We start from the raw sequence: 12,366 nt of genomic DNA, 5'->3' as shown, positions 1-12,366 counted from the left end.
ATCGCTAAGAAACCTCCTTCCGAATAGATTCCGCGGTTGGGACGGAAACGATTTCTCCAACAAGATGGCAGGCAACGAAATGATCTTCGGATAACTTTTTTAAAACGGGTTCTTGTTCAAAGCAAATGACTTCAGCATAAGGGCAATGAAAAGCATATTGGCAGCCGTTGCTTTTTTCCTTCGTTGCATTTTCTTTGTAACCAAGATCTTCGGAAACATAGGTGTCAGTAGATAGGGTACTCATAGCTGATTGCACCAATAGTTTTGAATAAGGATGACTTGGCGCTTGAATTATGTTTTTGGCTTGCGCAATTTCAACTATTTCGCCCGCGTACATCACCGCAATTCGATCCGAAATTTCAGAAACTGCCGATAAATCGTGTGAAATCAATAATAGTGTGAGCCCAAATTTTTGCTGCATCTCCTGGAAAAGCTCAATAATTTGCCGTTTAAGCGAGGCGTCCAGACTGGATGTCGGCTCATCTGCAACGAGGAAGGTTGGCTTTGTCGATAAAGCCCGCGCCAGGGCCACACGTTGGCGCTGGCCGCCACTGAGTTCATGGGGCAGGCGATTCAATAACTCAGATTCTAATCTCACTAAATTAAGCAATTCGGAAGCACGTTTCAATGCTGCTTGTTTGCCAAGACTTTGATGGACTCGCAACGGCTCCATGAGAGCGGCGCCAACCCTTTGGCGCGGATTTAGCGCCTGCAAGGGATTCTGAAAAATCATTTGGAATCTGGCGCGGTACGCACCGAATTTCTTGGCTGATAATTGCAATAAATCAGTCTCTTCATGCCAGGCGCTGCCTGTATCAGGTTCAAGCAAACGAAGGAGACATTTGCCGAAGGTTGATTTGCCGCTTCCCGACTCGCCGATGAGCCCTAGACATTCACCTTTAAAAATCTCAAGGGAAACAAATTTCACCGCTGTAGTTTGGGCAGCATTTGTCTGCCTGGTTTTATAGGATTTGCTGAGATTTTCAATGCGAAGTAAGGTCGGCTTGTGTGCATGATGTGATATCCTGGTGACCCGATTGGGCATTATTAAATTGGCTTGGATAAGTTTTCGGGTATACAATTCGCGCGGACGGATCATTAATTCACTTGTTTTACCTCTTTCAATTATTGTGCCGGCACGCATGACCGCTATAGAGTCGGCCAACTTGGCGACGACAGTAATATCGTGGCTGATCAGTAAAAGGGCAAACCCATGCTCTCTCTGCAAATTTGTGATGAGTTTGAGGATTTGCAACTGGGTTGTGACATCAAGTGCTGTGGTCGGTTCGTCGGCGATGATGAGTCGTGGCTCGCAGCTCAAAGCCATTGCTATCATGACGCGCTGGGCCATGCCACCGCTTAATTGATGCGGATAAGACCCGTAAACCCAGACGGGATCGGGAAGTCGAACTTGTTCAAAAATTTGCAGCACTCTATCTTTGGCAACCTTGTGCGAGAGCTTTCGGTGTGTTTTAATTACATCTGAAATTTGTTTCCCCACTTGAAAAACCGGATTAAGGGCTGCCGCCGGTTCTTGAAAAATAGTTGCGATCTGGCTGCCGCGTACGCCTTCAAATGACTTTTTATGTCTGCAATCAAGTTGTTTCCCGGCAAACCAGATTTCGCCATTAACCTGCTCTGCTGTTTGAGACAGTAATCCGAGCAATGCAAGAGCGATCATGGTTTTCCCGGAGCCGGACTCACCAACGAGCGCCAGGGTTTCCCCCGACTGAAGATCAAAAGATACTTTTTGCAGAGCGAGGAATGTTAAATGAGGCTGTTTGAAGACAACAGATAAATTTCGAACCCGCAAGAGAGGTTGTGATTGACTGCGACTGCAAGCATCCATGCGCGAGCCCGCTAATTTTTTGACCCTTAATTTGTTGCCACTTGGTACCACTTTTCCAAATTGTACAAGGCACTCAGAGCAATAGGAGTGACATTCTGAAATTTTTTGTTCACCGCAACGATCTTATCAATCCAGAATAAAAAAGTATAGGGCTGATCTTCATAAATCAGTCTCTGGGTTTCCTTCCAGATGCCGGCTGCCTTAGGCCGATCCATTTCTTCGCGGCCGGTTTCGATAAGCCGGTCAACCTTTGGATTCGAATAGCTAACAAAGTTGAACATTTTATCAGAGGAAGAATGGAAAATCGGTGTCGGGTCGACGTTAAAAGAGGTGCTCCATCCGCCCATGTAGGCCTCGAACTTTTTGGAGCGTAACTGGCCCATCATAGTGGTCCACTCAATGGTTTCAATATTGACTTTGATACCCACTTTTCGCAGCTGGTCTTGCAGGATCACGCTCACATCGGCGCGGAGCTGGTTGCCTGCATTGGTTTTTAAAGAGAATTCGAATTTTTGGCCATCTTTATCAAGCCAGCCATCGCCATCACTGTCCTGCCAGCCTGCTTCGGCCAGAATTTGCTTAGACTTTTCGAATGAATACGGGAATTTTTCCACATTGTCCGTTGCAATCCATTTCAACATCGGTGGCAGCGGTCCCAGGCACGGTTTTCCAAAACCATAGAGAAATGCATCGATGATGCCCTGTCGGTTAATCGCCATAGTCAGGGCCTGTCGAACCTTCACCTCCGAAAAGAGTGGGTTCTGGTGATTATAGCCAATGTAATAGTAAACCCGCCCCGAGACCGGGTATATGCTGACATTTGGATTGGCCGATTTAAGTCGGTTGACTTCAGCAGGTGGAGTGTTAATCATCATGTCGACTTCGCCGGTTCGAAGCTGCAATAACAGATTCGTTTGATCCGGTACAATTTTGAAAATCACGCGATCCAAATAAGGTCTACCGCCAAAATAATTTTCATTTGGCGCCAATTCAATATATTGCTGGCTTACCCATTTTTTAAAAATGAACGGCCCCGATGAAATGGGATTGCGGCCGAATTTGTGACTTCGAAGCGTGCTGCGGTCGGCATTTTCCAGCACGTGCTTGGGTAGAATTTCTCCAGCGGTGTCGAAAATTTGATCGGGATATGCTTTGGTAAAATGAAACGTGACCGTATGCGGATTTTTGACTTCAACCTTCTTTATATATTCGGTGATCCCCTGCCGCGGGCTGGCCACCGTGCTGTCCATCACCAGGTCATAGGTGAACTTAACATCCTCCGCTGTGATCGGAACGCCATCGGACCAAACGGCATCTTTGCGCAAATGATAAGTGAGTTCTAGATAATCCTTGGAGTGCTCCCACGAGGAAGCCAGTTCCGGTACGAACTCCGATTGATCGTTGAGATCGGCAAGACCCAAAAGCATTAGATGGGTAATTTCCTGGGCGGCAGAAGATTCGCTAAAGAGAGGATTGAAAGAGTCTACATCACCCGTTATGCCAACGACTAAAGCGCCGCCGTAATTGGGCTTTGTGCTGATCGAGGCATTTTTAGCCGTCAAATTTTGACTGGTAAAAAATAGAATGGAGCCCAGAACGAGCGCGCTTAAAAAAATTATGGAGAAACAAATTTTACGTAGATTCATTTGAGAGTAACTTTCCTGATTAAATTTCCGAGCCTGAACCATTATTATGCTCAAACTTTAGGATAGTTGAGCCCAACTTTACGACACTGCCGTCAACTAAGGGTTCCTGTTCTGTGACTTTCTCACCATTGACATGAACACCATTTTTGCTTGCACGGTCTTCAATCCAATAGCTGCCTTCATCGTATAAAATTACTGCATGTTTATTCGAAACCAGCTCGTCTCCAAGAACGATGAGATTTCCGCTGTCGTGACCAATAGTAGTTCGGCCTTTTCGGAGCAAGAAAACCGCTCCCATGGGTTCGCCATAAAGTATACACAATCGTGCCTGATACTCGCTAAGACCTATGAGTTTTGAACCACATTGGTTGCAAAAATTGTTTTGAAAAGCATTTTCTTGCTGACATGAGGGGCAGATCTTTTGGGTCATTCCACATTTCCTTATGGATTAAGATCACTGCCATTTAAAGCTTCACGCGTGCGCTCATACATATTGATCACCTGCAAATTGTCGGGTGTTTCCTTTTGAATCTTCTCAAAAATTTCAAGAGCCTCCTGGTATTTCCCTTCTTTGAAATAGAGTAAGCCAAGATCATATTGAATATCCTTGGCATGGATCGCGTGCATGGTCACAAAGTTGCTACTATTGGTCACAGATAGGTTATAGCCGCAAAAGCCACAAAACCTGTCTTCCGATTTATATGGACTCCCGCATCTATGACATACCATTTGCAAATCTCCTAACTATGATGAACAGTGGAAGTGTTTTTTACATGGGTTACTTTTTTTTTAACCATTTTTACTATCTTCACCTCTTTTTTCGAATCCGACGAGAGTTCATCAATTATCTTAGATAATTCTTCCACTTTGCCAGTCAATTCAAGATTGCTATAAGCTTTTAACGCCTTCTCATAACAATTTTTGGCTCGCTCATTATTTTGATGTGAACTGCACAAATTGCCGTAAGACATATAGGTTTCGGCCAAACCTTCTTGATATTCCATTTTCTCGTTTATACCGATGCTGGCCACAAAAAACTTTTCAGAGGCGGTGAAATTTCCATTTTCGCCATAAATTAAACCGAAAATATGATAGGCTTCGGCCATGTTAAGAGTATCGTCCATGCGCTTAAATTTCTTTAAAGCCTTTTCAGTAAATTGTTTCGCTTTGCCAAGCTTGTTTTGGCGGATATAAGTTTTGCCCATATTCAGGTAAGTTAACGCATGAAGCTGTTTATCCTCAACCTCGTCAGCCAGCTTAAGACAGTGTTCAAAAGCATCAATCGCTTGATCCCATTCACCGCGATCGGCAAAGGTCATTCCCAAGTTATGGTAAATCCTGCCTTCATCCTGATGCCGATTTCCCTTTTTCTCATAAATCTTTAAGGCTTTTTGGTAATTCTCCAATGCTGCATCATGTTCGCCGCGAATGTTCTGGATAATTCCCATATTCGTGAGGGCGTGGGCTTTATCGAACTCGCCTAGTTCACAATCTACGGCTTCCAGAGTTTTCTCAAAGTACTCAAAGGCCGAATCGAGTTCACCTTTTTGAAAATAGATGATGCCGATATTGTTAAATGCCCGGCTCTGCACATTTGGCATCGAATGTTCAGTGGCAATTTTCAAACTCTGTTCATAGTTTGACAGTGCCGATTTCCAGTCGCCAAGCTTGCCGTGAATCCTACCCATACGTAACAAAGCATCGGTTTGGCCCTTTAGCTCATTATTCTTTTCACTGAGAGCAAGTAATTTACGATAAGAATCCATGGATTCTTCCCAGCGACAGCTTTCTTCATAGCAAATACCCAGTTTGAAATAAAGATCGATATCCGAAATAGTTTCAGGTAATTTCTGACCACTGGTGTCAAGAGAATCCAGCAGATCTTCAAAAGATAGACTTGCCTCCCGGTAAGCTGATAGTCCAAAGGAACGGACGGCTGCCTGATAAAGCAGCGGTACGGCACGCGTGTGATCCCCTCCGCGGCGAAGATGTTGTGCCACATCTCCAACGAATGCCCCATAATTCGGACCATGGATTTTCTCAAACTCATTAGCATACATTAAATGATATTCTCGACGCAGGGCCGGAGGAACCTCGTTGTATAACAAATCTCTCAGCATTGGATGTTCAAACTGATAGCCTTGCTCGGTGCCCGTGATAATCTGTATTTCACGTTCAATTCTCTGTAAGGTTTTGAGCAGTTTAATTCTCTGGATCTCCACCAGATTTGTGGCCAGTGAAGGGTCAAATTTATAACCCTGAATGGCAAGAACCTGCAGGAGTTCACGTTCCTCATCGTTGAGGCCATTGAGGCGGCGAATAAAGATATCTTCCACTCGATTGGGTACGGCCAGTTCGAGGTCATTTTCTTTATTATACCAGTTACCATTTTCGAAATAAATTCCACCGTTTTCACAAAGAAGCTTCAATGTCTCACCGATAAAAAGCGGATTTCCCTTTGTTTCAGAGTGTAGTTGCGTATAGAATTCTTCCGTAAACAACGAGGGCGATAAGGCCCTATCTATCAGTGCGTCGCAACTCTCCCGCGTTAGCAGGTTGAGGACAATTTCTTCGCACGCGTCTTCCCGGCGAATTCGGGAGAGTATATCCACGACAGCGGCTGGTTTGCCATCTCTCATCAGATCATATCGATCGGTACGGCTGATACCCAGGAGATAGAGACGGTTCTTGCCTACGTATCGTGAAATGTAATGAAAAAGACGGAGGCTCGCTTCATCGGCCCATTGCAGATCGTCAATAACCAGAACGACAGGGCGTATCGTCGAGATGAAGGCAATGAGCTGATAGATGCCGTCCAGGAGGTTCGCGGTGTCACTTTCCGTCGACCCTTCTTCAGGCAAAGTTTTGGGGCCAAAGTTCGTGGTGAAGCGCTCGGTAAATTCGAGAAGCAGTGGCACTTTTTTGCGCACGATCTCCTTGAGCTCCATTCTTTCCTGTTCGGGTAAGATGTGGCTTTCCTGACCGAAAAAGGAGCGTAACGCATCGATAAAGGGCATGTAAGCGTCCATGCCTTCCTGATACAAACATGCACCGTACAAAACCCAGGCTTTATTTAATTCCGCGTATTTTCTCAGACGTTCAGCCAGTGTACTCTTACCAACTCCGGCCTCACCCTGCATGATGACGGTCTGGCCTTGACCGCGCAAGGACTTATTAAAAAGATTGATTAATTTCTTGAGTTCCTCTTTTCGCCCGATAAACACCGAGTTTAATTTCGGATCATTTGTCCTGATTTCCGTCTCGGATTCTTCAGCAATTTCTTCCAAACCTTCGGTAAAGCTGGTTTCGGCAGTTGGCGCCGACACCTCTGTTTTCAGCACACTCTGAAGTTCTTCGGAAAAGTCCTGAGCAGAGTTCCAACGCTCTTCTCTATCTTTGCTGAGCGCCTTTAGTACGGCGTCGTCAAGACATTTACCTATTTTGCCATTATAATAGGAGGGGGGTAGGGCATCTTCGTTCAGTTGTTTATAAAGAATCGCGGCTGCCGATTCACTTGTAAACGGCAGCTCGTTGGTCAACATCTGATAAAATAAAACTCCCACGGCGTAAATGTCACATCGATGGTCGAGAACCTCGCCAAGTAATTGCTCAGGCGCCATATATTCGACAGTGCCCAACAAATCTCCGGCAACGGTTAACCCTTCTTTCGCTGAAATTTTGGCGATCCCGAAATCTAAAATTTTCGCCTGCTCGGCCGCAGTGATCAAAATATTGTCCGGTTTGAGATCACGGTGTAAAATTTTCAACCCATAGGCACACTGCACTCCGCTGAGAATCTGCGTGGCAATGTTAATTGCCTGCTCCGGCTTGTATGCACCGTTACTTTTGAGGAGATTCGACAGCGGCGTCCCATTGACCAGCTCCATTACTATGTATGGACCAACTTTGGCTGTGCCAACCTCGTAGATTGTCACTACGTTAGGGTGCACGAGTTTGGCTGCGATTCGTGCTTCCCGCATGAAACGCTCGGCGTAGATTTCATTATCGAGAAGATGGCGATGCATTACTTTAATGGCAACTTCGCGTTCGAGTACGGTATCAAAGGCTTTGTACACCTCTCCCATACCGCCGCTGGCTATTTTTTCAATAATGTTATAATGCTTGATCTTTTTCATCAAAGTATTTTTCTCTCTGCGCTAATTCACCACTGATATTTCTTGCGGCTCATTAATATTGGTATTTGAATTAGTCCCGCTCATCTTCTCCGTTTGACCATCGCCAATTTCCATACCGAGTTTGCTATAAATCGCGTCAGCTTTTGAGTTGAATTTGCTTGCTTCTTCAGCATTTCCACTTTCCTTCTGCATGTGGGAATATTCCCGGTAGCAATTGGCCAGGCCTAATGGAATACTAAATTCCTCGTACAAGTTCATACTTGTTTTGTAAAATTCTGCCGCTGATCTGAATTCTTCCGATTTCCAAAATATGCGTCCAAACAGCATATTGATTTTGGCAATACCAATTGGATTCTTAAGACGGACGATATACTCAAGCGCCCGATGGCAAATATTCGCCGCCATGGGACCATCCCCTAATTCGCAGTAAAATTCGGCCTTATTCAGATAAACAAAAGCCAAAAGTGCGAAGTAACCGGTTTCCTGACAAAGCTGATGTGACTTTTCAAAATAATTTTTGGCTTGCTCCAGCTCGCGGCGTTTCAGATGCACAACGCCTAAATTGTTCATGCTCTCGGCTGCTCCGCGTAAGTCCTGAATGCTTTGAAATTCAATCAAGGCTTCATGAAAGTGGTTGTACGCAAGCTCATATTCGCCCCAAATGCGTCTGATAATGCCGAGATGATTGCTCACCGTTGCCCGGCTGCAAATGTCATTTACAATTTCTGATGTTTCCAGTGCTGCTTGGAACAAGCTCTGAGCTTTTGCATAATCTCCTTTGCGATAAGCAATTTTGGCAAGTTCGATTTGCGTGAGTGCAATATCGCTGTGACTGCTTATTGACTGCAAGGTTTGCATGGCCCCATTCAGATATTCACCGGCTTTTTCCCAGTCGCCTCTCTCGGCGTAAATTCGTCCAATACGATATTGTACCTGTCCTGTTCTTTTTTGATCTTTTAAGGTACTCAGCACCATGGTATAATTTCGAAGAGCGCCGCCATAATTGCCAAGCGTCTCAAAGGTTTCGCTAAGTGCAAAAAAGAAATTGGTTTGCTGCTCCTCATTCATGATAGGCGCCCGAATACTCTCAAAAGTGTTCAATGCCAGATCAATATAATAATTTACTTTCTCCAAAGAGTCGCCGGCCAGGTCGGCCGGAACCGCCGGGTTTTCAGAATCGGCCGAGCTCAGTTTATGGATTGACTTTGCAAGATTTGCAAAGCCCCGGCTTTCAGCAACCTTTGACTTTGAGGCCGTCTGAGTCATAATATCAGACATTTTCGTCAAACATGACTGTATGGCCTTGTCACCCTGTTTTTTCATTGCACCGCCTCTTCATTGCAGTTAACTTCTGTGACCTTTGTTTTCGGTGATTCAAACTTGCGAAGCTGACTTTCGATAATTTTCGGTCTCTCCTTCAGTCCCAACTTTTTAAAACTGGTTAAGGCTTTCTCAAACCATGAAATGGCTTCTTCTTGATTATTCATGGCTTTTGCCAGGCGTGCAAGTTGTTCTTGACTTTCAGCATAACCGAGTTTATTTTCCGCAGCCTTATATTTTGCTAAAGCCGTCTGCAGATGCTCCCCCGCTTCTTGCCAATTTTTCTGCTCCCGCTCAATAATTCCCTGTATTTTATGATATTCCGCCAGCCCTAATTCATCTTTTAGATGTTCTAACAAGCGCAGAGCTTTGAAATTATATTCTCTGGCCTCATTGAATTTCTTCAAGTGAGTCAAAGCCGAAGCGCGGTTTAAGAAAGTGATTGACTTAAGGGGGACAAGTCCCATAACATCCGAGAACATCAAGCTTTGGCCGTAAAATTCGTTAGCATGCTGCCAATTATTCTCATCCGCGTGGGTCATGCCGATGTTGTTATAAACCCGGGCCAAACCAAAGTTATCACTCAGGCTTTTGAAAATTGGGACACTTTTACTGTACAATGCGATTGCGCGCATGCGATGGCCGCGAATATTTTCTATCGCACCCATATTGTTGAATATGTTTGCCATGAGTTGTTTGGCTCCAAGACCGTTAGCAATTGAAAGTGCAGCCTCGTAAAATTCGCAGGTGGTTTCATATTCTCCGAGCTCAAAATGGATATTCCCCAGACCATAATTGGCCATCGCTTGATCTAATATACTCAGGTTCTGTTTATCATTGAGGCATCCCTCAATACAGGTTCTTGCATTTTCCCAGTCACTCAAACGAAAATAGGCCAGGCCTTGTTGAAGCAAAATCTGGTTCTTAAGTCTGGTGTCTTGCTCGCCGCACATTTCCAAAGCGACATTGTAATGTGCAATACTCTCTTCCCAGGTTCCAATTACGCGACCCAGCCAGGCCAACCAAATCAGCAGTTGGATAATTTCATCTTTATGTGCAGATTCAGCAATTTTAGAACGAAGGTCAAACGCCTGTTTGAAAAAATCCAACGCTTCAAGAAAAGCGAAGTTTTCCGTTGCAAGTTCACCGGCCTGTCGCAGATACTTAAACGCCGAATAGTGATTATCGGTATGGCTGAAATGGTAGGCCAGATGATAGATTCTTTCCGTACTGTCGAATTGACCGTCGGCTTCGATACCGGCAGCAATCACCCCATGCATATTGAGTTTTTCTTCAGCGGTTATTTCTTCCAGGATAGCGGAGCGATTGGCTGGCCGTTTAATCACATACCGGTCATCCTCAGTGGAAGTCAACAAAGAACTTTCTTTTAACGCCATCAAGTCTTTTATAACATGGATCTTAGAACGATTTGTTATCACAGAAAGTATTTTGTGATTAACCGTTCCGTTCATCAGCGCAGAATATTTTAAGATGAGTTTTAGGTTTGCAGACAGCTCTGCAACAACCTTTCTGGTAGCTTCAATATCGACCTGGTCAGTCGTCAATTCAAATAGGACGTCTTTAGAAACAGACTCCTGGTCGAACCAAACACCATTTTCCTGAAACACAATACCGGCCTGAACCATTTTCCCCAGGCACTTCTTAACCTGTTGCGGAACCCCACCGGTTATTTCGTACAACATAGAGGTAAAGCGACCTGAAAAATCCCGGCGTGCGAAAGCCTCATGAAGAAGTTCGTTCATTTCCTTTTCGTTAAACCTGTCGAGCTGAATTTTCTCTAACAAACCTTCCCGGTTCATTCTCTGCAAAACATCAGCATAGACCGGTGCGTTTGCCGGCGATTTTGTTTTCCCATCTTGCCGTAAAGTCGCCAGAAGCAATATCCGCTTATCGGTGATGGCCTCGCAAAGATAATGAATAAATTTCCATGTGCTCAGAGAGGCCGTGTGCGCCTCGATAAGCGAAATTACCAGAGTTTTTTCTTTAGCTGCTTCTATGATCTTCGCCACCAATCTTTGTTGGACCAAAGCTTGATTCGTTTGCAAAGAAAAAAGAGATTCGATGCCGCTGCCAGCCGAAGTCTCTGCATTCTCGGGCATTAGCTTAAACTTTTTTTCCTTCTTTGATTCACGCAAATATTCGATAAGATGCAGAAAGGGCTTGAAAGGCTCGTATGAAGGAAACTGGCTTAAATTAATGGTGACGATAGTGGCTTCATGCTCATCCGCCTCTGCAGTAAAATTTTGCACTAAAGTGGTTTTGCCGATGCCGGCCTCACCGCTGATGACAACAAAATTACCGCAGCCCTTGGCAGCCAATTTAAAGTAGCCGCGGAGCTGGTTCAGTTCAGAGCCGCGGCCGGCAAAGACATTGGAAAAAGAAGTTTTTAGATTATTTTTCAATTTTTTTCTCATTTGGAAAATCTGACACTTGTTGCTTTGTAAGCCATCCGAATTTCCGCTAAGGGTATCGGCAAAAACGGAGGCTTCTTAAATGCTTGATACTTCTTTTAAAGAATCTTTCTCTTATTGATAATCGACTCTGACGGTAACCGGATGCAGGGCATCGAGGATTTTTTCTAACAGCTTTGCCCGGTTAATCGGCTTAACCAGGTAACCCTGGATCTGATTGCCTATTTTCCCTTTGATTTCATGGGTCTCAGCAATCGCGGTACACACGACAATAGGGATCTGGTCGAACTCGGGTCTGCCGCGCACGACGCTTAGGAACTCAACACCGGTTAAGCAGGGCATCATCAGGTCCAGCAGAATCAGGTTGGGTACTTGCTTGCCTTGTATGATAATCCTGAGTGCTTCCAGGCCGTCTTCGGCTTCAAGTATTTCACAGCCAAATGCTTCCTGAACGATTTTGACTAATAAGCGCCGTTGGTCACTGTCGTCTTCAACAATCAGTATTTTTGCGTTTTCCGCGAGTTTGATTTCTGTGGGTTTCATGATATTTTATCCTTTACAGATTTGCAGGCAAATTGCACTTTTCGGTTTCAAGTCAATTCGCCTGCAATCTTTGAACTCTAGTTGCTCCAGGCACACGCATAGCGTGAAAAGTGCGGGATTTGGGCGTTACGTATGCGCAGAAAGCCGTGCTCTTTGTCCACAACAACATTCTCGGAATCGATTTTTTGCCACTGGCCGGTTTCAGGGTTGTCGAAATAAATGCCCAGTGTTTCCAGGTTAACCTTCTTGAGATTCAGATTAACCGCAATGATATTTAACAGGGCCGGATTTGCGAATACAGTCCCAGCCGGACCAAACTCCATGTCAAAACTCTTTTTATCCATTATCAGCGATAGTTCTGTAGTCTCTTTAACGCTGTGCGGTAAAACGGTTAGGCTTACAATAAACCCGGCCTTTTTGCCAAAGCCAACTATATTCAG

9 protein-coding genes are annotated in these 12,366 nt (G+C 44.8%); all 9 read right to left on the bottom strand.

Annotated elements, in window-relative coordinates; translation table 11 throughout:
- Window positions 1–4: 4 nt before the first annotated feature.
- Window positions 5–1,813 (bottom strand): ABC transporter ATP-binding protein, encoded by a 1,809-nt coding sequence (locus IH879_03980; protein ID MCH7674092.1) that lies wholly within the window; start codon window positions 1,811–1,813, stop codon window positions 5–7.
- Window positions 1,814–1,875: 62 nt separating this feature from the next.
- A complete protein-coding gene (locus IH879_03975; protein ID MCH7674091.1) occupies window positions 1,876–3,495 on the bottom strand; it encodes a peptide-binding protein in 1,620 nt (539 codons plus the stop codon).
- Window positions 3,496–3,514: 19 nt separating this feature from the next.
- Window positions 3,515–3,925: an FHA domain-containing protein gene (locus tag IH879_03970; protein ID MCH7674090.1), complete on the bottom strand. Its 411-nt coding sequence runs from the start codon at window positions 3,923–3,925 to the stop codon at window positions 3,515–3,517.
- An 11-nt stretch (window positions 3,926–3,936) separates the two neighbouring features.
- Complete coding sequence (locus IH879_03965) at window positions 3,937–4,224, bottom strand: tetratricopeptide repeat protein (GenBank protein ID MCH7674089.1); 288 nt, start codon at window positions 4,222–4,224, stop codon at window positions 3,937–3,939.
- Window positions 4,225–4,235: 11 nt separating this feature from the next.
- Window positions 4,236–7,631 carry a tetratricopeptide repeat protein gene (locus IH879_03960; protein MCH7674088.1) on the bottom strand — a complete coding sequence of 1,132 codons (3,396 nt, stop codon included), beginning with the start codon at window positions 7,629–7,631 and terminating at the stop codon, window positions 4,236–4,238.
- Between the two features lie 21 nt (window positions 7,632–7,652).
- Entirely contained in the window at window positions 7,653–8,954 is a 1,302-nt protein-coding gene (locus IH879_03955; protein MCH7674087.1) for a tetratricopeptide repeat protein, read from the bottom strand.
- A complete protein-coding gene (locus IH879_03950; GenBank protein MCH7674086.1) occupies window positions 8,951–11,374 on the bottom strand; it encodes a tetratricopeptide repeat protein in 2,424 nt (807 codons plus the stop codon). Before IH879_03950 ends, IH879_03955 begins: the two co-directional genes overlap by 4 nt.
- Before the next feature lie 123 nt (window positions 11,375–11,497).
- Complete coding sequence (locus IH879_03945) at window positions 11,498–11,926, bottom strand: response regulator (GenBank protein MCH7674085.1); 429 nt, start codon at window positions 11,924–11,926, stop codon at window positions 11,498–11,500.
- 77 nt (window positions 11,927–12,003) lie between these two features.
- A partial coding sequence (locus IH879_03940) for a hypothetical protein (protein ID MCH7674084.1) occupies window positions 12,004–12,366 on the bottom strand: 363 nt, incomplete at its 5' end.

The organism is candidate division KSB1 bacterium, assembly GCA_022562085.1.
Taxonomy (GTDB): Bacteria; Zhuqueibacterota; Zhuqueibacteria; order Oceanimicrobiales; family Oceanimicrobiaceae; genus Oceanimicrobium.
This window is presented reverse-complemented; position numbering and strand designations above follow the sequence as displayed.

What these genes read in the sequence shown, in the direction of transcription:
- IH879_03955 (MCH7674087.1), bottom strand. Translation starts at nt 8,954, where the DNA reads ATGAAAAAACAGGGTGACAAGGCCATACAGTCATGTTTGACGAAAATG.
- IH879_03960 (MCH7674088.1), bottom strand. Translation starts at nt 7,631, where the DNA reads ATGAAAAAGATCAAGCATTATAACATTATTGAAAAAATAGCCAGCGGC.
- IH879_03970 (MCH7674090.1), bottom strand. Translation starts at nt 3,925, where the DNA reads ATGACCCAAAAGATCTGCCCCTCATGTCAGCAAGAAAATGCTTTTCAA.
- IH879_03975 (MCH7674091.1), bottom strand. Translation starts at nt 3,495, where the DNA reads ATGAATCTACGTAAAATTTGTTTCTCCATAATTTTTTTAAGCGCGCTC.
- IH879_03945 (MCH7674085.1), bottom strand. Translation starts at nt 11,926, where the DNA reads ATGAAACCCACAGAAATCAAACTCGCGGAAAACGCAAAAATACTGATT.
- IH879_03965 (MCH7674089.1), bottom strand. Translation starts at nt 4,224, where the DNA reads ATGGTATGTCATAGATGCGGGAGTCCATATAAATCGGAAGACAGGTTT.